Origin of the sequence: Rossellomorea sp. GAMAL-10_SWC (assembly GCF_049568075.1) — a bacterium.
GTDB lineage: Bacteria > Bacillota > Bacilli > Bacillales > Bacillaceae_G > Gottfriedia.
On sequence record NZ_CP144911.1, the window covers coordinates 4,616,012 to 4,641,502 of the forward strand.

Consider the following 25,491-nt stretch of genomic DNA (forward strand, 5'->3'; position numbering starts at 1 on the left):
GATTATGATGCGAAGAGTCCTTAGAGGAAAATTAGCACCTTAAATGAGTAATCAACACAATCTTAGTGAACGCATTATTGTTAAGCGTTATTTATACTGTATATCATCTCTAAGAGACTCAACCTTTGTAAGGGCCAGATCGATATCTGCTTCACTAACACCAAAATGTGCTAAAGCATCATGAAGATGGGTAGCAATTGCATTAAAATGTTCAGGTTGAATATTCATGCCTGCATGGGCTTTTGACATTGATTTTCCTGAATATTGGTTTGGCCCTCCTAAAGCAAAGCTGATAAATTTTGTCTGATGGCGACGCTGCTTATCCATATCTGTTTTTTCGAAGAAGTGATTGACCGTTTTATCTTTTAGTACTAAATCATCGTAAAAATAGTCCACAACTTTTCCGACTGTTTCTTCTCCACCATATTTTTCGTACAGAGTTTGTTCCATATTAAAACTTCCTTTCATAATAGGCTAAAACTAGAATTCCCGAAGAAACTTGGAAATATTACTAATTTTTTACTAAAAATATTTCTTAAGTAAAAATTTGTAAAAAAGAAAACTTAATAGTTGATGTTAAATCTTTGGCACTTTTGATTAAACATAAAAAAGAAATTATTCAATTTAAACGACGACTTGGCATATATGGAAATATCTATAATAAATTTATTATATAGAATCTACCATTTAGCAGTGGGGCGTGAAAAAAAGGGACAAGTTTGGAAAAAAACGATTAGACTACTTCATTAATATTATTATTTTTTTAGTTTTAGTGATTTCTTTATCCTTAAGACAAAGCGTTTAGCATAATATTTTTATCCTTAAATTGAAAGGGAAAAATAGTTTTTAGTAGATTAGCACCTATATTTCTTAAAAAAGAACAACTTTAGACTTAATTTAAGAAATATATTTAAACTTTTAAAAATAATTTAATAGGAATTTTTAATTAAAAAAATTAAAAACAAATGTATTTTAATTTGGTAAAAAGGATGTAAATTTATAGAAAATATTATTGACTTGTTCTTTTTAAGGAATTAAAATTTAGTTTATAATTAACGTAATTTTCAGTATTTGGTTGAAACAATACGCCATTTAGAATGGATTAGTATCTATAATATATATCATTTTTTACATTCAGCTGTTCGTTATATAGAAACTGAACGTTAATTTTAAATTAATTTAGTAGTGACTTTGTAGAATTTTAATACCTGTTTCTATTAAAAATGAATATTATTATCCATAGTTTTGTTCAATATAAAGAACCTTAAAGAAATTTACCTTTAGTTATTTTTGAATTATAGAATAGGTACAAGTCCTCTCAAATTTCGTTCTTTATAATGAACTTATTCGATGTAAGCAGTATAAACAAAATATTGAAAAAAGTGGTGATGAATTTGGAAAATGAATTTAACATTAAAAAGTTATACGCAATCATAAAGAAACGTATATGGATACTTATTGTATCAATCAGTCTATTTTTTGCTTTAGGTGGAATCTATACAGTCTATCTTACAACTCCACTGTACTCCACTTCTTCTAAATTAATAGTAAATGCAAAAACACCAGATTTAATGAACACACTATTGGTAATGGTAAAAGAGCCATCATTATTGGAATATGTTATTGAGCAGATGAATTTGAATATAACCTCAGATGATTTGAGCAAAGAAATTACAGTTGAAAGTGTAAACGGTTCATCGGTGGTTAAAATTACTGTAGTAGATTCAAATCCTGATTTAGCGGCAGAAATAGCCAATACTACAGCAGATGTTTTTATGAATCAAATGCCAAATATATTAGGATTTAAGGATATTAAACTTTTATCGCGTGCAGAGGTCAATAATATTCCAATTAATGAAAATTATAGCAAATATAGTATTTATGGATTGTTAGTAGGATTAGCTGTTGGTATAGGACTCGTCTTTTTACTTGATTCATTGGATGACACGGTGAGGTCAGAGCAAAATGTTGAGGAATTACTTGGAATTCCTGTTTTAGGGACTGTTTCTAAAATGAGAAAGAAAAATACGTCATTAAGCAAAAGTGAAAGGAAACTTAATGCTATGAAGGAGGAGTATCATGCGATTAATGAACAGAAAATCATCACAATTAAAGAACAAAATCAATCTAATCAATCTAGTAACTTCTAATAGTCCAAATAGTAGAATTTCTGAGGAATACAGGACAATTAGAACAAATTTTCTAGGGTCAGTGGATGGACGGAAGACCCAATCTTTAATTGTGACTTCTCCAAACCATAATGAGGGGAAATCTACAACTGCGGCAAATCTAGCAATATCACTAACACAGTTGGGAAAAAAGGTTCTCTTAATAGATGCTGATTTAAGAAGACCGAAGCTATTTTCTGCTTTTAATATTGGTAACTCTCTTGGATTAAGTAGCGTATTAACAGGAGAAAATAGATTTGAAGATGCAATAAAACATACGGAAATTAAAGGTTTAGATTTATTACCTAGTGGACCAACTCTTGCCAATGCAGCTGATCTATTAGGTTCAATATTAATGAAGACATTAATCGAGACAGCAACAAATCAATATGATATGGTCTTGGTTGACACACCTCCTGTTCTTGAATTTGCAGATGTAAAAATTTTCTCAGATTATTGTGACGGTGTAATATTGGTTATTCGCTATGGGAAAACAGAAAGTAATGATCTTATTCAAGCTAAAAAACTATTAAATGATAGTTCAAAGTTAGTAGGAGTCATTCTAAATAACAAAAGATAAGGATATTAGTTGCTAAAAAATAGATTTTATTTTTATAACCTTGTTCTTTATTAAGAATAATACCAACTTGAAGTAAAGGTGATGTCTTCTTACCTCTATCAATGAAGGCACTCGGTTATACTGTGGGTTGAAAGATACCTTAGACGCAAGTCGTCGAAAGTGTGATGTGAGGGTGGGTTGGATGCCCAATATTTAATTTAAAGTCTTTAACTATTGGATTTTTAAAGGGATTCAATAGTTAAAGACTTTAAAAATTTTAAGTGAACTCGTGTAGAAAAGGAGTAAGAAATGTGACTTATAGACAAAGAGTTTCTTTTATTATTTTCTTAGATTCATTTATTGTATTAACTTCTATTTTCTTTAGTCGATTTTTAGTAAACGCAACGATTGATGTTTTCAAAGCTCCGATTGTTATTAGCTCAATTACATTGGTACTTAGCCATCATTTATTTTCATTTATTTTTAAGCTATATAAGAAGGCCTGGGAGTATGCAAGTATCGGAGAACTAATCATAATCTTTGAAGCAATTACTTACTCAATTCTTTGCACTGCAATCGTACAGAAGTTGATTATACATGAAATGTATTTCCGACTATTAACGGTAACGTGGGTTCTACATATTTTGTTAATCGGAGGAACCCGTTTAGTATGGAGAATATATACAGATTCGTTTAAGAAGAATACAGAGAATAAAAATAGAACACTTATTATTGGTGCTGGTGCTGCAGGTACAATGGTAGTAAGACAATTGTTAAAAAATTATGATTCAGAATTAAAGCCAATTGCATTTATCGATGACAGTGTTAAAAAACAAAATTTACACATTTTGGGTATTCCGGTAATAGGTGGAGTAAACCAGATTGAACATTATGTAAATAAACTAGATATAAGCAATATAATAATTGCAATTCCATCCTTAAGAAGAAAAGATCTTAATAAAATTTTACAAGAATGTACTAAAACAAAAGCAAAAACAAAAATTCTACCAATGCTAGAGGATATTATGACTGGAAAAGTATCCGTAAATCAATTTCGTGATGTACAAGTTGAAGACTTATTGGGGCGTGAGGCAGTTGAATTGGATATTGAAATGATTTCAGATTCAATTACAAATAAGATTGTATTAGTAACTGGTGCAGGCGGGTCTATTGGGTCTGAGATTTGTAGGCAAATTTCAAAGTTTAGTCCAAGTACTTTAATTTTATTAGGACATGGTGAAAATAGCATTTATACAATAGAAATGGATTTAAAAGAGCAATTCGTAAATACTTCGATTAAATTTGTAACAGAAATTGCAGATATACAAGACGAGAAGAAAATGATATCGATTATGAGAAAACATAGACCGCATGTAGTATACCATGCAGCTGCACATAAGCATGTTCCTTTAATGGAACAAAATCCTGAAGAAGCAGTGAAAAATAACATCATTGGTACACTAAATGTTGCAACTGCTGCTAGTTTATATGACGTTGAAAATTTCGTTATGATTTCAACTGACAAAGCCGTAAATCCAACTAGTGTAATGGGGGCAACTAAAAGATTGGCAGAAATGATAATTCAAAATTTGGATCGAAATGGTAAAACTAAGTTTGTCGCTGTGCGATTTGGAAATGTCTTAGGTAGTCGGGGGAGCGTGATTCCTTTATTTAAGAAACAACTTGAAAAGGGTGGACCAATTACAGTAACTCATCCAGATATGGTTAGATACTTCATGACGATTCCTGAGGCTTCGAAGCTGGTGATCCAGGCCGGAGCTTTAGCTAATGGAGGAGAAATTTTTGTATTGGATATGGGCGAGCCTGTAAAAATTGTTGACCTTGCTAAGAATTTAATTAAATTTTCAGGTAACTCAATAGATGAAGTGGGAATTGAGTTTACTGGCATACGTCCAGGTGAAAAGCTGTTTGAAGAATTATTGAATAAAGAAGAAGTGTATGAACAGCAAGTTTATCCGAAAATTTATGTAGGAAAGACATCAAAACTATATATTGACGAAATAAATGAAATAATTTTAACATATTCTACATTGGATCAGGAAAATCTCAAAGGTAAATTACTGAATATTTCGAACAGTAAAATTGAAATAGAACAAGTGCTTTCAATATCTTAAAGGAGTGCCCATTTATATGAAAGTAAAAAAAGGTATTATTCCAACGGTGGGATTAGGGACTAGATTCATCTCAGCTACAAAAGCAATGCCAAATGTAGAGAAAAATAAAACTGGAATGGTTAAAAGGCATAATTGGTGAATTCTATGAAAAAAATATTATATATAACGACACTAAGTAGAACAATCAATGCCTTTTTAGTTCCTCATATTAAAAAACTTATCAGTGATAAAAACATAGTTGATTGTGCCTGTTCAGTTGATTTAGAAATCGATAGATCTCTAACTGAGCAAGGCGTAAATATTTACGACATTCCTTTTTCTAGGAATCCATTTCATCCATCAAATCTAAAGGCATTTAGACAGCTTATCAAAATACAAGTAGAGCATAAGTATGATATTGTACATGTCCATACACCAATTGCCGCATTGTACGGAAGACTTTTAAAGGCCAAGTTTCCCCAACTAAAAACAGTATATACAGTACATGGATTTCACTTTTATAAGGGGGCTCCCGTTACAAATTGGTGTATCTATTATCCTATTGAAAAAATAATGGGTTACTTTACAGACACAATCATAACGATGAATACTGAGGATTTTCAGAGAGCTCAGAAATTTAATATAAATAGGATTCTAAAAGTCCATGGTGTAGGGGTTGATTTTGCTTCCTATAACATGGATTTATTTCATAAGGATGAAATTAGAAGAAAATTGAATTTAAGTAAAGATGACTTTGTTATTCTTATGATTGCAGAGGTGAATCAAAATAAAAATCATAGGCAGATGATTGATGCCGTCGATATTTTAAAAAATAGAGGGATTCAAGTCAATGTAGTATGTGCAGGCGATGGACCGCTAAAAGAGGAACTAAAGGAAGTAGTAAGAATTAGAGGATTAGAAGAAAATATACAGTTTTTAGGTTTTCGTAATGACATTAGTGAACTTATAGCTGCCTGTGATATTGGGATTCTTTTATCACATAGGGAAGGTCTCCCAAGAAACATAATGGAGTTAATGGCATGTAAGAAAACAGTGATCGGTACAAATATCAGAGGTATTAGAGATTTAATTGAAAATAATGTAAATGGATTTTTAGTACCAACTAATGAACCAACCGTAACTGCGGACAGAATTGAACAGCTAATTAAGGACAGAGTATTATTAGAACAGATGGCTTCGAACGCGAATCACTTTATTAAGAAGTATGACGTAAATCAAGTGGTAAGTAGTATAGCTAAATCTTATGCTCTGTAAGTAAGGAGTCTATTACTATGAAGAGTTTACACGTTTTACCAATGAATAAGCTGAGTGGAGCCGAGAAATTGGCTCTTATTTTATGTAAAAATATGAAAAATGATGAACCAATAGTTGTTTGTGGTGGAGAAGATTTAAAATCAATCTTTAAAAAAAATAATATAAAGAGCTACTCAATAGACTTTAAAGATAAAAACCCAATAAAAACATTTTTGAATCTAAGAAAAATAATAAAAAATAACAACATTAAGATTGTTCATGCACATGACAATATAGCATCGATTTTTTCTTATTTAACGATAAAAATGTTTCACTTAGACGCAAAAGTTCTTTCTCATATTCATATTTGTTATCCATGGTTAGAAAGTAATAACCTAAATAAACTAATTGATACTTTTTTTCGAAAACGATATGACCATAATATTGCGTGTGGCAAAGAAGTATTTGAATACTATAAAAAAAATTCTGACTTTATCAATCATGTGAACACTACTACGCTCTCGAATGCGATTGATGTTGAAGAGATTAGAAATTATGTAGATATGGATAGAGAAAGAGCCTATCGAGAATTTAGTATACCAAAAAGAAAGGTAATAATAGGTTTTGTTGGTAGACTTTCCGAACAAAAAGGAATCATTCCTTTTATTTACCAATTAGCAAAACAGAAAGAGAAGTTTGAAGAATGCCAGTTTTTATTAATAGGCAGCGGAGATCAGGAAGAAGAGATAAAAAGTTTAATAAAAAATCTAGAATTAGAGGAATTGTTTAAACTCACTGGGCATCAAGACAATGTTTACAAATTTTATCCACTTATTGATATATTCTTTTTGCCATCGATAAATGAGGGACTTCCAATGGTAATTTTAGAAGCAATGTGCTTTGAAAAACCTGTAGTTGCAATGGATGTGGGAAGTATAAGTGAGATTATAAAAAATGAGCATAATGGATTCATTATTTCTAATTTAGATTATCAACAATTCATAAAGAGTTTACTATATTTAAAGAATCAAGAGTTAAAACGTAAACAATTTGGAGAAAACGCTTATCACTCAATTAAAAAAGATTACGATATTACAAACTATGGAGCTTCAATAAAAAAAATATATATCAGTATGTTAAAACTGGAGGGATAAAGTGTCAAAGTTTCTTACAATTTTAACCCCTACATTTAATAGAAGTAAATTGTTAATCGACTGTTATGTAAGTCTAAAGAATCAGACATTAAAAGATTTTGAATGGATTATCATAGATGACGGAAGTATTGATGATACGAAAGCGATCGTTGCTGAACTAATGAGTCAAAATGAAATAGATATAAAATATTTTTATAAAGAAAATGGTGGAAAGCACACAGCTTTAAATGAAGGCGTAAAACATGCCCAGGGAAAGTTATCATTAATTTTAGATAGTGATGATCGTCTAACCCCTGACGCTGTAGGATCGATTAATAATTACTATAAAAAGTATAAGGAGCAAAAGGACATTGGAAGTATATCGTTCCTAAGATGCTACAGTGATGGAAAGATAATTGGTGATACTTTTAATGAAAGTGAAATCATTTCTACTTATATTGATTTAATTATGAACAAAGGGACAAAAGGAGATAAGAGCGAAGTATTTGTTACGGATATTTTAAGGAAATACCCATTTCCGGTATATAAAAATGAGAGATTTATTGGAGAGCATGTTGCTTGGGTACGAATTGCACGTAAATACAAAACGTTATATATTAATAAACCTATTTATATCACTGAATATTTAGAAGGAGGATTAACGAAATCAGGAAGAAGATTACGGATTAACTGTCCTTTAGGTGGTATGGAAAGCAGTAAAGAAACTATAGATAAAAATTTCAGCTGGAGAGTTCGAATTAAAAGTATGATGCTATATATTTGCTATGGTTTTTTTGCCAAGAAAAAATTAAATTGGATGTCAAAAAATTCGAAACAGTATTTATTATTCTGGTCTACTTTACCTGCAGGTATAATGTTATATCATTATTGGAATGTAAAGTATAATAACTGATTTTAGTAAGGGTGAGTCTATTTTGGTACCTTATGTTTTGACTTTACTATTTGCTTATAGCTATGGGTGGTTAGCAAAACGATTTGGAAGTATTAAAAATAAGCAATTCATTAATAATAAATATTTTATCTTTCCTGTATTAATTACTTTAATACTGATATCTGGACTTAGATTCATGAATGCTCTTTATAGTGATGAATGGATCTATCGAAGTGATTACGCCAAAATTGGAAATATGGATTTTAAAGATATATTTTCATTAAAGATTGAGCCGGGTTTTGCATTACTTAATTGGGCATTGTATAAAATATCGATTCAACCGCAATTTCTTATATTTATTTGCGCAGCAATAACCAATACGCTTATAGTTTTAACAATTGCTAAATTTAGTGAGAAGTTTGAGTTAAGTATACTCCTTTACATATGTATTGGCTTTTATTTTACTAGTTTTAATATTATGAGACAGTACCTAGCAATCAGTATTGTATTTTGGGCAATAAGATATCTGGGTAAAGGAAAATTCATAAAATATTTGATCTCCATATTAGTCGCGTCGACTTTTCACTTTTCTGCTTTAATAATGATTCCAACATATCTAATTTATAAAGGAAGAGCTTGGACAAAGTGGACAATTCTAACAATGGTATCTGGAGCCACGTTTACCGTTTCATTTGCTATACTCGTGAATATATTAGAAGCAGCTCTAGCAAATACTAAGTATAGTGATTATTTGAAAACATTAACAGAAGGTTATTATGGTGTTAATATTTTGAGGATTTTGATATTTATAATTCCGTTATTTCCTTTATTTATTTGGAGAGTACCACTAAAAAAAATATATTCAAATAGCGATCATTTGGTAAATCTCTACGTAATAGGCGTGATATTTATGTTACTTTCATCCAATTATGTTTTTATTGCTAGGATTGCAGATTATTTTACGATATTTAGCGTATTATTGATTCCGAAACTAACTGCATTATTTAAGAAAAGCAGCTTTAATCAATTAATTTATTTTGGCATTATGGTTTGTTATATGACGTTTTTCTATTATCAAATAAGCAATAGTGCTGGTTACACTAGTATTTTCTCAATATAAAAGGATAGAGAAAGAGGATGGAAATATGAAAAAGGTATTATTTCTAGTTTCGGATATGGAAAGTGGTGGATTTCAAAAAAGCTTAGTGACATTATTACAATGTTTTGATTACAGTAAATATAAAATAGATATAGCTGTATTCTCACCGACTGGGATCTTTTTAAATCAAATTCCAAAAGAAGTAAATTTAATAAATCTGGCATTCCCACCTTCGTTTTTCAAAAAATTCCCGGGATGTATTTTAGATCTAATAAAGGAAAAAAAGATAAAATTTGCATTGAAAAGAACATTTCATTTCTTACTATCCAGACTTAATAAAGGTTATGCTGCAATGTATATGTCATCTAACTTCCCTATTATTGATGAGCATTATGATGTCGCTATTGATTATAATGGTCAACAAATTCTTTATTATTTAGTAGATAAGATAAAAGCCAATAAAAAAATAACCTATTTCCATAATGATTATGAAAAATGGAGTTACTACTATTCGGCCGATAAATTATATTACCCTAAAGTGGATTACATTGTAACTGTCTCAGAAATTTGTAAACAATCTTTAGATAAATTTTTTCCAGAATGCTCCCATAAAACGAGAGTTATTGAAAATATCAGTTCACCGACATTAATTAACAATATGGCGTGTAGTAACTTAGACTTGTTTGATGGTTTTGAAGGGACCAAGATTGTAACCGTGGGTAGACCTTTAATGAGTAAAGGGTACGATATTGCAATTAAGGCATCTGCTAAATTAAAAGCAAATGGATATAATTTTAGATGGTATTCGATAGGAACCTCAAATGAAGAATCAAAGTTTAAAAAAATGGTAACAGATTTAAACCTAAATAATGATTTTATTTTTTTAGGAGAAAAAGAAAATCCTTATCCATATATAAAACAGGCCGATCTCTATGCCCAGCCCTCACGATATGAAGGTAAGTCTGTAGCAATTGATGAGGCAAAAATACTAAATAAGCCTATTATTGTTACTAATTTTTCTACTGTACTAGATCAAATTGAAAATAAAGTAAATGGTTTAATTACAAATATGGACGAAGAAAGTGTGTTCAAAGCTATAAAAGAGGCAATAGATTATAAAGAAAAACTAACCCTATTAACTGCAAATCTGAAAAACGAAAAATTAGGTAATGAGCACGAGATAAATAAGTTATATAGATTAATAGAGAACAATCAGGAGAAAATTTCGAATGAAGAAAAAATTGCTGTTCTCAATTGAGTCCTTAAGGATAGGAGGTGCTGAAAAAAGTTTAGTAACTCTATTATCAAAGATTGACTATAAGAAATTTGATGTGGATTTATTTTTATTTAATTATTCAGGTGAATTTATTTCACTAGTACCAAAGGAAGTAAATATTATTAATAAAGATAATGATTATAAATTTTTTTCAGCACCACCAATTAAATCACTAACTAATTTATTAATAAGTAAAAAATACAACCTTTTTTTTACTAAATTCATTTTTCTTTTTATATTAACAATTCATAAATACATTTTGAAAAAAGAGTATATTGGATGGAAGTATGTTAGTCACTTTCTTCCCAAATTTAATAAAGAATATGATTTATCTGTGGGATTTCTAGAAAAAAAATCAATCTATTTTTCAGTAGATCATGTTAAAGCTAAGAAAAAAGTTGGATGGATTCATACAGACTATAGCAAAATCCCTTATAACTATAAGTTAGATAATCACTATTTTAAAGAATTAGATTTCATAATGACAGTTTCAAAGCATTGTAAAGAAGTGCTAATGCAGAAATTTCCAGCATGTAATCATAAAATAAAAATAATAAATAATATCGTCTCTCCAAATTTAATAAAAAGTATGGCAAATGAGATGGTCAAACACAATATAGAAAAAAGTACGAACGAGATACTGATTGTTACTGTTTGTAGATTAATTCCTCAAAAAGGGATAGAGGATGCAATAAATGCATGTGAAAAGTTAGTTAATCAAGGGTTTAAAATAAAATGGATAGTTATTGGAGATGGACCTGAAAAAGAAAAATTAACTAGTTTAATAGAAAATAAAGGATTAGTAAAACAATTTTTTCTTTTTGGGAGTAAAGGAAATCCGTATCCTTATATGAAAATGTGTGACATTTATGTGCAGCCTTCACATGTAGAAGGATTTGGAATTACGGTATTAGAAGCTAAGATTTTAGGTAAAGCAATTGTAACGAGTGACATCCCAGAATTTAGAGAGCAGATACAACATCATGAAAATGGATTAACTTATGGCAATATCGATGAACTAGTATCGAATATAGTGAAAATAATAAAGGAAAAAGATCTATCCTTAAAATTTATGAGGAACTTAGAAAATCAACAATTTGATAATTCAATTGAAATTAATCAGTTAGTAAAAATTATTTAATTAAAAGGGGGGGAGATCTTGCAACCTTTAGTAAGTGTAATAGTTCCTATATATAATGCCGAGAAATATTTAAAAGAGTGTATTAATTCTTTAATTTCTCAATCTGAAAAAAATATTGAAATAATTTTAGTGAATGATGGATCTACGGATAATAGCCTCAATATTGCATATGAGTATGCTAATAAAGATCCTAGAATAAAAGTTTTAAACCAAGAAAATGCTGGTCCAAGTGAAGCTAGAAATAATGGAATTGATCATTCCTGCGGTAATTACTTATCCTTTATTGATGCTGATGATTGGATTGAACAAAACATGTATAAAGAAATGTTGGCTTGTGCTATGAATAAGGAAGTAGATTTAGTTCTATCAAATATGAAACTTATAAATAAAGATAATCAAATTGTTCATGCTCCAATAAAAGAAATAAATAAAAGTATATTTAATAAAAGTGAAATATTAAATGAACTAGTTCCGTTTGCACTTGAATTTGGAAATATAAATTCTTTAGCATCGAATTTATATTGTAGAGAACTAGTAGATAGTAACAACATTAGATTAAATGTTGACATTTTTTACGGAGAAGATTGGATATTTAATTTGGAATATCTAAAACATTCTAAATGTGCGTTATATATGGATAAGTCCTTTTATAATTACAGAAGAGGGATTGATAGCTCATCAAGTAAATATAATGATAAAACTTTTGAAACAAATGGAGTAATTATTTATAGAACTTCACAAGATTATGCAAATTATTTTAAAAGTAATATTTATATTGGTGGGGCAAATTTCCTCAATGTTACAATTCATTGCATTATATGTGAATGTAGAAGGCATGATATCGGATTTAGAGATAAATTAAGTAGGATCATGTCAATGTTAAATAATCCAAAGTTAAATGAAGCTGTAAAAAACACTAATCTGAAGAAACTACCCTATAAAAATAAAGTTATGGCAATGTTATTAAAATATCGATTAAATTGGTTAGTGTGCGGATATTTTGGAATAAAAAACTTTTTAATGTAGTCGATAATAAAAAAATTAATAAAAATTAATAAAAATTATGTGTTAAAAGGATAAATTTTTTTTATAGGAGATATTAAAATATGCATCCTAAAATAAGTATAATAGTTCCTATTTATAATGTTGAAAATTATATTCATAAATGTATTGATTCAATTTTATCCCAAACATTTTCGGATTTTGAACTGATTCTAGTAAATGATGGATCCCCCGATCGTTGTGGGAATATAGCTGAAGAGTATTCCAAAAAAGATAGTAGAATTATAGTAATTCATAAAAAAAATGGTGGTCTATCTGATGCTAGAAATTCAGGTATTGAAATTGCTAAAGGGGAATACATAGGGTTTGTGGATGGCGATGATTGGATCGAACCAGATATGTATAAATTACTTTATGATATGTGTGTAGAAAAAGAATGCGAAATTGCCAGCTGTAATTACTTTATTTTAAAAGATAATGAAAAGATTGAGAATAATCCATATCCTTTAATGGTTCAAAGCAGAAAGGAAGCAATGAGAACCTTACTAGATGGAAAAATGTATAATGAAGTTGTGTGTACAAAGTTATTTAAAAGAAGTTTATTTGAAAAACAAAGATTTAAAATAGGGATTATTCACGAGGATACTGACTTTACTTATCGAATGATTCATGAAAGTAAGAAAGTTTGTTGTGTTGGTAGTTCTAAATATAATTATTTACAGCGAAGTGGAAGTATAATGGAAGATTCAACTAAGAATATAAAAATTGATAGTGTATTAATATATATAGATATGTATAATTTCATGATTAAATATTACCCAGAGCTATGTAATAAAGTGTTAACAAAATTGGTATTTACTTCATTACATTTATTAAATTTATTTATTACAAATACTAATTTTTCGATTTATAAAAATGAATATTATAAAGTTACTAGCATTTTAAACAAATACTCAAATAAAACAGTAAAACTAAAAGAGTTACCTTTTACTGTAAAAATATTATTGCTAGTCATTAAAATTCATCCATTAATTTACAGGCCATTACTAAGCTTAATACAAATTAAGCATTTATTAACTAGTAAATTAAAGGGAGGAATAAGAAGTTTAAAATTAAATAAAGTTCAAGAATAGAGCATTTCAATTAACTTATTAGTTGAAATGCTTTTTTTCATTACTTTTATTTTATATAGGAGGATGGCACAATTGAGAATTTTAATTACAGGTGGAGCGGGCTATATCGGAAGTCACGCATGTGTAGAACTTTTAAATAATGACTATGAAATTATTGTTGTAGATAATTTTTCAAATAGTAGTCCCGAGAGTTTAAAGTGCATATCTGAAATTACAGGAAAATATTTCCCGATCTATCATATAGATATATTAAATAAAGGGAAGCTTGAAGAAGTGTTTATGAACCATCATATTGATGCTGTAATGCATTTCGCTGGATTAAAAGCAGTTGGTGAATCAAATAGCAAACCACTTGAATACTATCAAAATAATGTAACCGGCACCATCTATCTTTGTGAACTTATGAAAAAATATAATGTAAAAAAGCTTGTATTTAGCTCATCTGCAACCGTGTATGGCTCCCCAGATCAAGTGCCAATTTCTGAACACATGATGTTAGGGGCGGTAAATCCATATGGTCGCACGAAACAAATAATAGAGGATATACTGAGAGATTTATATAATTCCGACAATAATTGGAGAATTACATTATTGAGATACTTTAATCCTGTAGGTGCCCATAAAAGTGGATTGATTGGCGAAGATCCAAAAGGAACTCCAAACAATTTAGTTCCATACATATCGCAAGTAGCAGTAGGAAAGTTACTTAGTTTAAATATCTTTGGAAATGATTATCCAACGTTGGATGGAACAGGTATTAGGGATTACATTCATGTCGTGGATTTAGCGATGGGCCATTTAAAAGCACTAGAAAAGCTTGGACATGAAAATGGAGTAAACGCGTATAATCTCGGGACAGGTAGAGGCTATAGCGTTCTAGAAATGGTTAAAGCATTTGAAAAAGCTTCTGGAAGAAAAATTACTTACACAATTAAGGAACGTCGGCCAGGAGATACAGCTATATGTTTTGCAGATCCTTCCAAGGCAAAAGCGGAGCTAGGTTGGGAAGCAATCAAAGATATTAACGACATGTGTGAGGATGCTTGGAATTGGCAAAAAAATAATCCTAATGGCTATGATAAATTTTCAGAAATCAATCTGCCTATAACGAACACTGGTATCTAATTGTTTCAAATTAAGTAGGAGGAAACCTTGAAATCGATTAACTTGAATCAGGAGCAGTTAAAGGAGATTCTTGAAAGCTTTTATAAAAAAGGTAATGAACAAGTTGATATAAAAACACAGGATTTTGTAAATGAAATCATTTATAAAATACAGACCCTGCGTAACACGAACCTAGTAAATGTAAGTAAGCTTAAATAGGGGGTCCAATTATATGAAAAGAAGTATAGATTTAATTATTTCTCTAATGATATTAATTGCTTTTTCTCCAATCCTCTTAGTTGTTGGAGTAATGGTAAGATTCAAAATGGGATCACCAATTTTATTTACTCAGGTAAGGCCAGGATTAAACGGGAAACCGTTTAACTTATACAAATTCCGTACAATGGTTGACTTAAAGGATTCAAATGGTGAGCTATTATCTGACGAGTTACGATTAACCAAATTTGGAATATTCCTTCGAAAAATGAGTTTAGATGAATTTCCACAGTTGATTAATGTTGTTAAAGGTGAGATGAGTCTAGTAGGTCCAAGACCACTTTTAATGGAATATTTATCTCTTTATACGAAAGAGCAAATGCAACGCCATGATGTTAAGCCTGGAATAACTGGTTGGGCTCAAGTGAACGGTAGAAATGCAATCACTTGGGAAGAGAAATTTAAATTTGATATTTGGTATGTAAAAAACTTCAGTCTTATAGTAGATTTAAAAATTTTATTCTTAACGTTTATTAAGGTGATCAAGAAAGAAGACATTAGTCAGCAAGGGCAAGCGACGATTGAAAAATTTAAGGGTTCATATGAAGTGATGTAGTATGAAAATAATTATATTAGGAAATGGTGGACACAGTAAAGTCATTCAAGAAATGGTACACTCTTTAACAAATCACGAAATCATAGCTATTTTAGATGATATATTTACTATTGAAAAACGGGAGAATGAAATCATATATGGTCCTGTAGATTCTATAAAAAAATACCTTACTTTTCAAGTTAAAGTAATCATTGCGATTGGTAATAATGATACAAGAAAAAAAATAGTAAATTTACTAAATATAAATAGCGATCAATATTTATCAATTATTCATCCATCAGCAATAATAAGCCCATCAGCTATCATTGGGAATGGGACAATTGTAATGCCTAAGTCAGTTATAAATACAGGTGCAAAAATTGGAAACCATTGTATTATTAACACAAGTTCGATTGTTGAACATGATAATTTGATTGGGGATTACTCACATGTTTCACCAAATGCAACATTAACTGGAAATGTTGAAATAGACGAAGGAGTCCATATAGGAGCTTCTGCAACTATTATACCAGGCTTGAAAATAGGAAAATGGTCAGTCATTGGAGCGGGATCAACTGTTTTACAAAATATTTTACCTTACAGTTGTGCAGTGGGAAGTCCTGCTAAAGTAATTAAAAAGTTAGCTGTTGGAATTAAAAATTAAACGAGAAGGGGTTTACAAATGTCTTTATCAAAAATTTATCTTTCTCCTCCACATATGAGTGGAAATGAGCAAAAATATATTAATCAAGCATTTGATTCGAATTGGGTTGCACCTTTAGGACCAAATGTTGACGCATTTGAAAAAGAGATTGCCTCATACGTAGGAGCCAGTGGAGCAGTTGCCGTCAATTCAGGAACGGCGGCAATTCACTTGGCTCTTTCTTTATTAGGCGTAACAAAAGGTGATAAGGTTTTTTGTTCAAGCCTTACTTTTGTGGCAAGCGCGAACCCGATTCTTTATCTAGGAGCTCAGCCAGTTTTTATTGATTCAGAGTCAGATACGTGGAATATGTCTCCGAGGGCTCTTGAAAAAGCTTTTCAGGATGCACATTTGGAACATAAGTTGCCAAAAGCTGTAATTGTTGTGAACTTATATGGTCAAAGTGCAAAAATGGACGAAATACTTGCATTATGTAATCAATTTGATGTTCCAATCATTGAAGATGCGGCTGAATCACTGGGATCAACATATAGAGGTAAAGTAAGTGGTACCTTTGGAAGATTTGGTATTTTTTCATTCAATGGAAATAAAATTATTACAACGTCAGGAGGAGGAGCGCTTATTTCTAATGACGTTGAAGCCCTACAAAGAGCTCGTTTTTTAGCTACTCAAGCAAGGGACTCAACACTATTCTATCAACATAGTGAAATGGGATATAACTATCGAATGAGTAATATACTAGCTGGAATTGGTAGAGCTCAATTAGAAGTATTGGATGAAAGAGTAGAAAAAAGAAGACTTATCTTTGAACGTTACTCTAAAGAACTATCAAATATAACTGGTTTATCGTTCATGCCTGAATTAAAAAATACAAGGAGTAATCGCTGGCTTACAGTCGTTACAATTGACCAAGAATTAGGAATTTCTACTAAGCGTCTAATTGAAGCATTGGCAGAAGAAAATATTGAAGCTCGTCATGTATGGAAACCGCTCCATATGCAGCCCCTTTTTGAAAATACCCCTTATTATTCACATGATAAAAATGAAGATGTAGCTCAAATCTTATTTAAAACAGGTATATGTCTTCCTTCTGGATCAAACTTAACAGAAGAAGAGCAAAACAGGGTTATAAGTTGTCTTAAAAATACAATTTATAAAGAACTCTGTAAGGTAAAAGAGGTGAAAATATGATAGGAAAAAAAATACAAGAAATTCGTAAAAAGAAGGGATTAACATTATCTGAGCTTGCTGAAAAAGCGAATATTTCTAAGTCCTATTTAAGTAACATTGAACGTGAAATAAACCAGAATCCATCTATTCAAGTTATGGAAAAGATTACGAAAGTACTAAGTGTCGATATGAGCACTTTGTTAGGTATAAATGCAGAAATACAGCATCCCCTTGAAAAGGAATGGTTCAATTTTGCAATTGAACTTAAGGAATTAGGAATTGATATTGAAAAAATCCATGAGTATAAATCTATTTTTGAGTTTATAAAATGGAAAAGTAAAATTGAAAACAACAGATAGCATTTAAAAATTGATGTTATCTTTAGATATTTCATTGTAAAGGTGTGAAAGAGAATTGGGAGATACATTAAATAAATTACTTCTGCTCTTTAACAAAAGAGAAAAGAAAAAGTTGTTAGTCTTATTTCTTATGATGATAGTCTCTGCGATGTTTGAAACAGTAGGGATTGGATTAATCGTTCCATTCGTAGGTATTGTTACGAATCCTTCGATTATAAAGGAACAAAAGATTTTAAATACAATTTATGAGTTATTTCAATTTAAATCGACAACATCTTTTTTGATCTTTTCGGTCTTTGTACTACTTTTGATTTTTGTTTTAAAAAATTTATATATTTTATTGTTTCAATATTCCCAGAACCGTGTGATTCTTAACCAACAAGTTAAATTGTCAAAAAGACTATTTAATGGGTACTTAACAAAACCATATACATTTCATTTACAAAGAAACACAGCAGTATTACTTCGAAATGTAAATGAGGAAGTACCTAAAGTGTTTCAGGGGATTATTTTATCCGGATTTCAATTGTTTACGGAGTTACTTGTAATATTTTGCATTTTAAGTTTGTTATTATATACAACTCCAGTAGCAACATTAACAGCCTCCTTTTTATTAGGCGGAAGCGTCATATTGTTTTTAAAAATGTTTAGGAAAAAGATGAGTGAAATAGGAAAAGAACAACAGCAAGTTAACGGGCAGATGATTAAATGGATGAACCAGGGGTTAGGCGCAAGTAAAGAAGTGAAGGTATCTGGAAAAGAAAACTTTTTTGTTAATGCTTATGCAGAGCAGAGCCAAAAAAATGCAATTATTAAACGGTATATCATGATGCTTGACCAAGTTCCAAGGTTGTTTATTGAAACGTTAATTGTATCAATTGTTCTTATTACTATGTTGATCATTATTTTCCAAGGGATTACGATGACAAAAATAGTATCTACTATGGCTCTATTTGCAATGGCAGCTTTTAGACTTATGCCTTCTATTAATCGAGTAATCTCGATGATTTCAACTATTCGATATAATAGGCCAGCTTTAACTGTTATCTATGAAGACTTATTTGTAAATTCAGAAGAGCTTTCGCAAAATTTTACGGAAGATCACTCTTTAGATTTATCTATTAATGAAGAGGGGACATTTAAGGATTCAATTAGATTGAATGGTGTGTTTTTTAAGTATCCTAACCAACAGGACTATTCAATTAAAGACGTATCATTAACGATTCCAATAGGTCAATCAGTAGCATTTATAGGGGAATCAGGCGCTGGAAAAACAACTCTAGTAGATATTATTCTTGGTCTTTTTCGTCCGGAAAAAGGAACCATTTCTGTCGATGGTAAGGATTTTCACGAAATAGAGTCAACTTGGAAAAAGAAAATAGGATATATTCCTCAATCGATTTTCCTAACAGATGACACAATTAGAGGTAATATTGCTTTTGGAATGCCAAATTCTCACATAGATGATAGAGCAGTATGGAAAGCTCTAGAACAGGCACAGTTAAAGGCGTTTGTTGAGTCTCTGCCTGAGAAGTTAGATACACCTGTTGGAGAAAGAGGAGTAAGACTTTCTGGCGGTCAACGTCAACGGATTGGGATTGCTCGAGCACTGTATCTTAATCCTGAAATAATTTTTATGGATGAGGCAACATCAGCATTAGACAATGAAACGGAAAAAGAAATTATGTCAGAAATTAATAAGTTGAAAGGTGAAAAGACTTTAATAATCATTGCTCATAGACTAACTACTATTGAAAATTGTGATGTTGTATATAAGATAAGTAATGGAAAACTTGTCTCTGTTAATGAATTAAAAATGTCAGTAATATAATTTCAGACGGGTAGGAGGAGGAAACTAAGGTTGAAGAGAATAATAGATATTTTAAGAAAAGTAAAGAGGAAGTATCACTCATATAGATTTTGGCAGTATTTAATAAAAAAGATGGAAAAGAATATTCAATTCGAAAAGCTTAGTAATATGTCCCCTTATATAAATAAACCTGGAATTGCATTTACATTTGACGACAGTTATAGAGTTAGCCAATGGGCTAAATACGGAAAAGAATTGTTTGGACATTACGATGTAAAAGTAACTTTTAACGTAAATGCATTTCATCATTTTGAAAATGAAAGAGAGCATTCCCAAGAAGAAATAGATTTATTATTAGAGTTACAAGCCAAAGGTCACGAAATAGCACACCATGGTTATAAACATCAAAATGCTGACACATATTCCCGTGAAAAAGGTGTATATAAGTGGTTAGATGCTGAGATTGAACCCTTGTTTGATTGGCTGGAAAAACAATCACACTCTAAAACAAAAGAGAAGTTTAAAAAGCCTGTTACCTTTGCATTTCCATATGCAGAATACAATGAAGATAATATTAAGGCGTTAATACCTAAATACTTTAAAATTGTTAGAGGACAATTGGTAGGTGATAATCTTACACCATTTAAACATACTGGATTAGCACCTTCAATTTGTATAGATAGAAATTGTTTGCAAAATCCTAAGTATATAAAAAAAATGATGAAAATTTGTAAAAAAACAGGCATGAATTTAATCTTTATGTGTCATTCAATAATTCCAGATGAAATTTGCTGGGATGAATTTGGGTGGGGAGAGGACCCTACTGGTTCAGGTAAGTATAGAATTTCACCTAATACAATTCAGTACATTATTAGTGAAGCAAAAAAGTTAGGAATGGAATTCTATACAACTGCTGAATTAGCTGGTGCAGCTACTTTCATAGATAGAAATTTTGAAAATTTTGTAAGAGAATTAGTATCGAGACCAAATGATCAATGGATTTCTATATCGAAATTGGGCTTAATAAAAGAACTAGATTTGAGAAATCAGAATATTTCTAATTTAGATGGTATACAGTATTTTGTGAATCTAGAAAAACTATATTTAGCTGGTAATAATATTTCTGATTTTAGATTGTTAAATAAGTTAACTAATTTAAAGGAATTAGATATTAGTATAAACTTAGTTTCTTAGATAGATTAAATTCGAGGTGTTGGAATGCATGAGCATTAAGAATAAGTTAAAGCAAAATAAAATTACTTATTTTTTTATTAAGAAAATAAGATTCATTCAACTTATTACGTTACCTAAATTATTTAATATTTTTAAGTTTAATCTAATGAAGTATTTAAGGTTAATGGGAATCACTCATGTTAATCAATATAAAAAGTTAAAACTACTAAAAAATAAACATGTTGGAGAGAGATGCTTTATAGTAGGCACTGGACCTAGTTTAACTATTGAAGATTTAGAAAAACTACATAATGAAATTACGTATAGTATGAATTCCATATGCTTAGCTTTTAATGAAACAAATTGGAGACCAACATATTATGGAATTCAAGATATAGGGATATATAATCAATTTGAAAAGGAAATAGAGTCACTTGAGGTCGAATGTAAATTCATAAGTGACTTTATTGTTAAACAAAAAAAAGTTTCAGATGATTCTTTTATATATCCACATAATATACTTAGTCATGATTTTCCACATAAAAAATATTATTCAAAGTTTAGCGGTAATGCCTTTGCCGTGGTATACGATGGGTATTCAATTACGTATTCAATGATTCAAATAGCAGTTTATATGGGATTTAAAGAAATCTATTTGATTGGTGTAGATTGTAACTATCCAAGCAATTTAAACCATCACTTTAGGGAGTATCAAGGTGTTGACTCTACGTTTTTAACAGCGGGCGAAAGAATGGTTGTTGCTTATAAAGAAGCTAAGATGTTTGCAGATAAAAATAATATAAAAATATATAACGCTACAAGAGGAGGAATGCTAGAACTATTTGAAAGAGTAAATTTAGATGAGGTTTTATTTAGGGGTTCTTTGTTACAAACCAAAGTGGAGTAGTATTTTTATTAAATAAGTTTGGGGTAAAAATGTATGCTAAATAATAAAAGTTCAAGCAAAAAGCAAATGCAGAGTAAAGAAAATACATATATTTTTATTGATAATTTACAATATAGGCTACTATATATAAAATTAGATCAAAATATAGTAAGTCTTATATACTACATGCTTTTACGAGGAAAACCTTTTAATTTTTTTACAAGAAAAACAAGAAGTCGAGTGTTAAATTTTATAAAGCCCTTAGTTTGCTTAATTAGAGTAATAGAATTTATCTATTTAATTTATAAAAAAAAATATTTACTTCCTGGATCTCAAAGTTCCCATCCCAATATTTCTACAATACATAATGGACACTGTTTATTAGTAACTGTTCAAGGGGAATACAAAATTGTAAATTTTAAAGAGAAGATTCTCATAACTTTTTTTCCTAATCATTTTTCAATTAAGGAGATTAAAGAAATTATAACGAAATTTAAAGAATCTCAAAAGTGTAAATTAGCACCGGAGTTAATAAGTTGGGATATAAAAAAACGATTTATGAAGGAGTCATATTATAATATTAAAACTTCATCATTTAATTTTAAGAGTAATCAACATTTCTATTCAGAAGTTCTTCCAATATTAAAGGATATAATATTAAGTAATAACCACCAATTAATATTATTGAAAAATCATATTCAAAACTTAAACATTAGGATCAATAAATTAGTAGAATTGTATTTAAAAGAAAATAAAAAGTTAAAAAGTTTCGCAAAAAATATTCAAGATTTTATTGTAGAAATTAATGAGAAACTGGAAGAGAAACCTTCTGAAATGAAATTATTTTTAGTGTTTTCTCATGGTGACTTTTGGGAAGGAAATATTCTTAAAAATAAGTTGGGGTGTAGAGTAATAGATTGGAATACTCTTAATAAGAGAAGTTATTTCTTTGACTTTTATTTTATCATGTTTGACATTATTTCAAAAATGGATGACTCGGTAAAATATAATCAAAGCAGAAAAATAGAAGACGCCTATAAATTTTTTATTAGCAACAATATGAAGAATATAAACTTTAAAAATTTTGTCGATCAATCTGAAACATACCAATATATTTATTATTTGGAATATATTCTTCTTAAATTACAAGAAAATCTAAAAAGAGATGTAAGGTATTTAGGTTATTTAGAAGAACAGATTAATTTCTTTAAATTATATGAACTTTATAGAAATGAAAATCTATTATTCAGTGATATTCCTAATGCTTTTGAATATGGAGTTGAATTAACATAAAAAAAGATTTTTTAATATATCCTGTGGTTCTTAAAAAAGAACGGTATCCGGATTAAAAAAAGACGGGAGGATTTATATGAAAATTATCGGAGTAATTCCAGCTAGATATAATTCGTCAAGATTCCCAGGCAAGCCATTAGCAGATATTTGTGGAAAACCAATGATTTGGTGGGTTCACGAACGATTAAAAGGATTAGAGGGACTAAGTGAGGTATATGTAGCAACAGATGATCTACGAATTAAAGATGTTTGTGAAAGCTATGGAATAAAAACGATTATGACTTCTGAAAATCATAAAACACATCTTGACCGACTATACGAGGTTTCCACTTTAGTAGACGCAGATTTTTATATAAATGTAAATGGGGATGAACCATTAATAGAAACTGAGGCAATTAGAAGGATTCTTCCTAAAGAGGTTGATTCGAATTCACTATATGTATCAAATTTAATGACAGAGTTAAAAAATCCTTTGGAGGCGGTTGATTTTTCAAAGATTAAAGTTGCCACTGATGTTTTTGGATATGGATTATATTTAGCTCGAAGCCCAATTCCTTACCCAAAAGGGACATACGATTTCTATTATAAAAAGTTCGTTGGAGTACAATGTTTTACAAAAAGTGCATTGGGGTTCTGTTATTTGGCACCAAGAGGACCTTTGGAAGCAGCCGAAGACATTGATGAGTTTAGATTTATTGAGAATGGTCAAAAGATAAAATTTGTGGAAGCAAATGTGACGACTCTTTCCGTAGATACCCCAAAAGATTTAGATAAAGTACGAGATATCATAAAAAATCGTTTAGAAAGTGTGGTATTTGAGTGAACAATATAAAGTTACTCGATTGTACTTTACGCGATGGTGGATACATCAACAATTGGAACTTTGGTAAGAGGACGGTTAAAAAAGTAATTGAAAAATTGACACAGTCTAATATAGACATTATCGAATGTGGATTTCTAAGAGATGTTGATTATGATAATGATACTACAATTTTCAATGATATTGAAAACATCAAAGAACTGATTCAGCCAAAAACAAAAAATAAAGATACTATTTACGTAGCTATGATTGATCAACCATTTATCTCAAACGATAAGATAAAAGTATATGATGGTACTTCAATTGATGGAATTCGATTAACTTTCCATGATAATGAAGAAGAAATTGCTGAAGCATTAGAATATGGAAAAATGTTAATTGAAAAAGGGTATAAAGTGTTTATTCAACCCGTTGGTACTACTAGCTATACTGATGCAAATCTGTTAGCTTTGATCGAAAAAGTTAATGAGTTAAAACCATATGCATTTTACTTAGTAGATACACTTGGGATTATGTACAAAAATAATTTACTAAGAATGTACCACCTACTAGATCATAATCTTGATAAAACAATTAACATCGGATTCCATTCTCATAATAATTTACAATTATCTTTTTCAAATGCTCAAGAATTGCTAACGCTGCATACTAAAAGAAATATAATAATAGATTCATCAGTATTTGGTATGGGAAGAGGTGCTGGAAATTTATGCACGGAGCTAATTTCCGAGTACATCAATGAAAATATTGATGAAAAATATAAAATAGTACCGTTATTGGAAATTGTAGATGAACATTTGGGTAGATTTTTTAATGAGCCTAAATGGGGTTATTCCGTTCCCTATTTCATAGCGGCAATCAATAATTGTCACCCTAACTATGCATCATATTTAATGAATAAACAGACGATTTCTGTTAAGTCAATCAATACAATATTGAGGCAAATCCCGAACAAAAAACGTAATATCTATGATGAAATTTATATTGAAGATTTATACATAAATCATCAAATGCAATTGGTAGACGATACAGAAAGTTTGAATAGATTAAGGAAGCAAATTGGTAATAAAAAAGTACTCATTATAGCACCAGGTAAATCAATCGAAAAAGAATTAGAGAATATTAAAACGTTTATAACCGAAGAGGATCCGTTTATTATTAGCATAAATTTTTTACCTAGTGCTTTTAACTGTAACGCTATTTTTATTAGCAATACTAAGAGATTTAAGAGTATGGAAGAAGTAATAAAAGATAGAGCAATTACTACAACTTTGATTACAACCTCTAATATTACAAACTTAAAAGTCGGTTCATCATTAGTCGTTAATTATGCTGATTTACTACTAGAAAACCCCTTAATTTCAGATAACGCAGGATTAATGGCTATTAATTTATTAAATCGTTTATTTATTGATCATGTGTATCTTGCGGGATTTGATGGGTTCAGTTTAAATAAGGCTAAAAACTACTATTCAACAGAATTAATCAATCATATTGAAATGGTTGAGCTTGTTAAAAAGAATGAAGAAATAAAAAATTACTTAGCCAGTGTAGAAAAGCATATGGGAATTCACTATGTAACATCGACGATTTATAATGATGTTCATTTGTATAGTAAGGCATATTAAAG

At 29.9% G+C, this 25,491-nt stretch carries 25 protein-coding genes; 24 read left to right on the top strand and 1 reads right to left on the bottom strand.

The features are described 5' to 3' along the window. Nucleotides 1-87: 87 nt before the first annotated feature. Entirely contained in the window at nucleotides 88-450 is a 363-nt protein-coding gene (locus tag V5E38_RS22340; RefSeq protein ID WP_429898766.1) for a group I truncated hemoglobin, read from the bottom strand. Nucleotides 451-1,394: 944 nt separating this feature from the next. Here V5E38_RS22340 and V5E38_RS22345 point away from each other — a divergent pair. The 24 genes from V5E38_RS22345 (at nucleotide 1,395) to V5E38_RS22460 (ending at nucleotide 25,489) form a co-directional block, all read left to right on the top strand. Further along, nucleotides 1,395-2,150, top strand: coding sequence for a YveK family protein (locus tag V5E38_RS22345; RefSeq protein WP_390309980.1), 756 nt, complete (start codon nucleotides 1,395-1,397; stop codon nucleotides 2,148-2,150). Next, a complete protein-coding gene (locus tag V5E38_RS22350) occupies nucleotides 2,089-2,748 on the top strand; it encodes a CpsD/CapB family tyrosine-protein kinase (RefSeq protein ID WP_499211480.1) in 660 nt (219 codons plus the stop codon). The genes V5E38_RS22345 and V5E38_RS22350 overlap by 62 nt, the downstream gene beginning before the upstream one ends. A 290-nt stretch (nucleotides 2,749-3,038) precedes the next feature. Next, the gene (locus tag V5E38_RS22355) at nucleotides 3,039-4,862 is read left to right on the top strand and encodes a polysaccharide biosynthesis protein (protein WP_499211481.1); all 1,824 of its coding nucleotides are present in this window, start codon (nucleotides 3,039-3,041) and stop codon (nucleotides 4,860-4,862) included. Between the two features lie 16 nt (nucleotides 4,863-4,878). Further along, nucleotides 4,879-5,001: a hypothetical protein gene (locus V5E38_RS22360; protein WP_499213640.1), complete on the top strand. Its 123-nt coding sequence runs from the start codon at nucleotides 4,879-4,881 to the stop codon at nucleotides 4,999-5,001. A gap of 5 nt (nucleotides 5,002-5,006) precedes the next feature. After that, nucleotides 5,007-6,116, top strand: coding sequence for a glycosyltransferase family 4 protein (locus V5E38_RS22365; protein WP_499211482.1), 1,110 nt, complete (start codon nucleotides 5,007-5,009; stop codon nucleotides 6,114-6,116). A 17-nt stretch (nucleotides 6,117-6,133) separates the two neighbouring features. After that, entirely contained in the window at nucleotides 6,134-7,249 is a 1,116-nt protein-coding gene (locus V5E38_RS22370) for a glycosyltransferase family 4 protein (RefSeq protein ID WP_499211483.1), read from the top strand. Nucleotide 7,250: 1 nt separating this feature from the next. Next, nucleotides 7,251-8,141, top strand: a complete 891-nt coding sequence (locus V5E38_RS22375) for a glycosyltransferase family A protein (RefSeq protein ID WP_499211484.1) — start codon at nucleotides 7,251-7,253, stop codon at nucleotides 8,139-8,141. A 22-nt stretch (nucleotides 8,142-8,163) separates the two neighbouring features. Next, a complete protein-coding gene (locus V5E38_RS22380) occupies nucleotides 8,164-9,240 on the top strand; it encodes an EpsG family protein (RefSeq protein ID WP_499211485.1) in 1,077 nt (358 codons plus the stop codon). 25 nt (nucleotides 9,241-9,265) lie between these two features. Continuing rightward, complete coding sequence (locus tag V5E38_RS22385) at nucleotides 9,266-10,477, top strand: glycosyltransferase (protein ID WP_499211486.1); 1,212 nt, start codon at nucleotides 9,266-9,268, stop codon at nucleotides 10,475-10,477. After that, nucleotides 10,449-11,636 (top strand): glycosyltransferase, encoded by a 1,188-nt coding sequence (locus V5E38_RS22390; protein ID WP_499211487.1) that lies wholly within the window; start codon nucleotides 10,449-10,451, stop codon nucleotides 11,634-11,636. The genes V5E38_RS22385 and V5E38_RS22390 overlap by 29 nt, the downstream gene beginning before the upstream one ends. 18 nt (nucleotides 11,637-11,654) lie before the next feature. Beyond that, the gene (locus V5E38_RS22395; protein WP_499211488.1) at nucleotides 11,655-12,662 is read left to right on the top strand and encodes a glycosyltransferase family 2 protein; all 1,008 of its coding nucleotides are present in this window, start codon (nucleotides 11,655-11,657) and stop codon (nucleotides 12,660-12,662) included. Nucleotides 12,663-12,742: 80 nt separating this feature from the next. Then, entirely contained in the window at nucleotides 12,743-13,771 is a 1,029-nt protein-coding gene (locus V5E38_RS22400; RefSeq protein ID WP_499211489.1) for a glycosyltransferase family 2 protein, read from the top strand. Between the two features lie 72 nt (nucleotides 13,772-13,843). Continuing rightward, complete coding sequence (galE, locus tag V5E38_RS22405; protein WP_499211490.1) at nucleotides 13,844-14,896, top strand: NAD-dependent epimerase/dehydratase family protein; 1,053 nt, start codon at nucleotides 13,844-13,846, stop codon at nucleotides 14,894-14,896. Between the two features lie 27 nt (nucleotides 14,897-14,923). After that, nucleotides 14,924-15,094 (top strand): YwzD family small protein, encoded by a 171-nt coding sequence (locus V5E38_RS22410; protein ID WP_390310002.1) that lies wholly within the window; start codon nucleotides 14,924-14,926, stop codon nucleotides 15,092-15,094. Between the two features lie 13 nt (nucleotides 15,095-15,107). Next, nucleotides 15,108-15,707 (top strand): sugar transferase, encoded by a 600-nt coding sequence (locus V5E38_RS22415; RefSeq protein ID WP_429898774.1) that lies wholly within the window; start codon nucleotides 15,108-15,110, stop codon nucleotides 15,705-15,707. A 1-nt stretch (nucleotide 15,708) separates the two neighbouring features. Then, nucleotides 15,709-16,350, top strand: coding sequence for an acetyltransferase (locus V5E38_RS22420; protein WP_429898775.1), 642 nt, complete (start codon nucleotides 15,709-15,711; stop codon nucleotides 16,348-16,350). A gap of 18 nt (nucleotides 16,351-16,368) precedes the next feature. Then, entirely contained in the window at nucleotides 16,369-17,541 is a 1,173-nt protein-coding gene (locus V5E38_RS22425; protein WP_390310008.1) for a DegT/DnrJ/EryC1/StrS family aminotransferase, read from the top strand. Continuing rightward, nucleotides 17,538-17,879 (top strand): helix-turn-helix domain-containing protein, encoded by a 342-nt coding sequence (locus V5E38_RS22430; protein WP_390310010.1) that lies wholly within the window; start codon nucleotides 17,538-17,540, stop codon nucleotides 17,877-17,879. Before V5E38_RS22425 ends, V5E38_RS22430 begins: the two co-directional genes overlap by 4 nt. 55 nt (nucleotides 17,880-17,934) lie before the next feature. Next, the gene (locus V5E38_RS22435) at nucleotides 17,935-19,710 is read left to right on the top strand and encodes an ABC transporter ATP-binding protein (protein WP_499211491.1); all 1,776 of its coding nucleotides are present in this window, start codon (nucleotides 17,935-17,937) and stop codon (nucleotides 19,708-19,710) included. A gap of 30 nt (nucleotides 19,711-19,740) precedes the next feature. Beyond that, nucleotides 19,741-20,883 carry a polysaccharide deacetylase family protein gene (locus V5E38_RS22440; protein ID WP_499211492.1) on the top strand — a complete coding sequence of 381 codons (1,143 nt, stop codon included), beginning with the start codon at nucleotides 19,741-19,743 and terminating at the stop codon, nucleotides 20,881-20,883. 28 nt (nucleotides 20,884-20,911) lie between these two features. After that, on the top strand, nucleotides 20,912-21,769 hold the full coding sequence (locus tag V5E38_RS22445; RefSeq protein ID WP_499211493.1) for a 6-hydroxymethylpterin diphosphokinase MptE-like protein: 858 nt from the start codon (nucleotides 20,912-20,914) through the stop codon (nucleotides 21,767-21,769). 33 nt (nucleotides 21,770-21,802) lie between these two features. Beyond that, the gene (locus V5E38_RS22450; protein WP_499211494.1) at nucleotides 21,803-23,041 is read left to right on the top strand and encodes a hypothetical protein; all 1,239 of its coding nucleotides are present in this window, start codon (nucleotides 21,803-21,805) and stop codon (nucleotides 23,039-23,041) included. Nucleotides 23,042-23,117: 76 nt separating this feature from the next. Continuing rightward, nucleotides 23,118-23,864 (top strand): 3-deoxy-manno-octulosonate cytidylyltransferase, encoded by a 747-nt coding sequence (locus V5E38_RS22455; protein ID WP_499211495.1) that lies wholly within the window; start codon nucleotides 23,118-23,120, stop codon nucleotides 23,862-23,864. Then, on the top strand, nucleotides 23,861-25,489 hold the full coding sequence (locus tag V5E38_RS22460) for an aldolase catalytic domain-containing protein (protein ID WP_499211496.1): 1,629 nt from the start codon (nucleotides 23,861-23,863) through the stop codon (nucleotides 25,487-25,489). The genes V5E38_RS22455 and V5E38_RS22460 overlap by 4 nt, the downstream gene beginning before the upstream one ends. Nucleotides 25,490-25,491: the final 2 nt, after the last annotated feature.

Bases quoted from the DNA above. Each gene is read 5' to 3' on its own strand.
- V5E38_RS22415 (WP_429898774.1), top strand. From the start codon at position 15,108: ATGAAAAGAAGTATAGATTTAATTATTTCTCTAATGATATTAATTGCT.
- V5E38_RS22360 (WP_499213640.1), top strand. From the start codon at position 4,879: ATGAAAGTAAAAAAAGGTATTATTCCAACGGTGGGATTAGGGACTAGA.
- V5E38_RS22455 (WP_499211495.1), top strand. From the start codon at position 23,118: ATGAAAATTATCGGAGTAATTCCAGCTAGATATAATTCGTCAAGATTC.
- V5E38_RS22365 (WP_499211482.1), top strand. From the start codon at position 5,007: ATGAAAAAAATATTATATATAACGACACTAAGTAGAACAATCAATGCC.
- V5E38_RS22430 (WP_390310010.1), top strand. From the start codon at position 17,538: ATGATAGGAAAAAAAATACAAGAAATTCGTAAAAAGAAGGGATTAACA.
- V5E38_RS22390 (WP_499211487.1), top strand. From the start codon at position 10,449: ATGAAGAAAAAATTGCTGTTCTCAATTGAGTCCTTAAGGATAGGAGGT.
- V5E38_RS22450 (WP_499211494.1), top strand. From the start codon at position 21,803: ATGCTAAATAATAAAAGTTCAAGCAAAAAGCAAATGCAGAGTAAAGAA.
- V5E38_RS22340 (WP_429898766.1), bottom strand. From the start codon at position 450: ATGGAACAAACTCTGTACGAAAAATATGGTGGAGAAGAAACAGTCGGA.
- V5E38_RS22350 (WP_499211480.1), top strand. From the start codon at position 2,089: ATGAACAGAAAATCATCACAATTAAAGAACAAAATCAATCTAATCAAT.
- V5E38_RS22400 (WP_499211489.1), top strand. From the start codon at position 12,743: ATGCATCCTAAAATAAGTATAATAGTTCCTATTTATAATGTTGAAAAT.
- V5E38_RS22425 (WP_390310008.1), top strand. From the start codon at position 16,369: ATGTCTTTATCAAAAATTTATCTTTCTCCTCCACATATGAGTGGAAAT.
- V5E38_RS22385 (WP_499211486.1), top strand. From the start codon at position 9,266: ATGAAAAAGGTATTATTTCTAGTTTCGGATATGGAAAGTGGTGGATTT.
- V5E38_RS22445 (WP_499211493.1), top strand. From the start codon at position 20,912: ATGAGCATTAAGAATAAGTTAAAGCAAAATAAAATTACTTATTTTTTT.
- V5E38_RS22420 (WP_429898775.1), top strand. From the start codon at position 15,709: ATGAAAATAATTATATTAGGAAATGGTGGACACAGTAAAGTCATTCAA.
- V5E38_RS22370 (WP_499211483.1), top strand. From the start codon at position 6,134: ATGAAGAGTTTACACGTTTTACCAATGAATAAGCTGAGTGGAGCCGAG.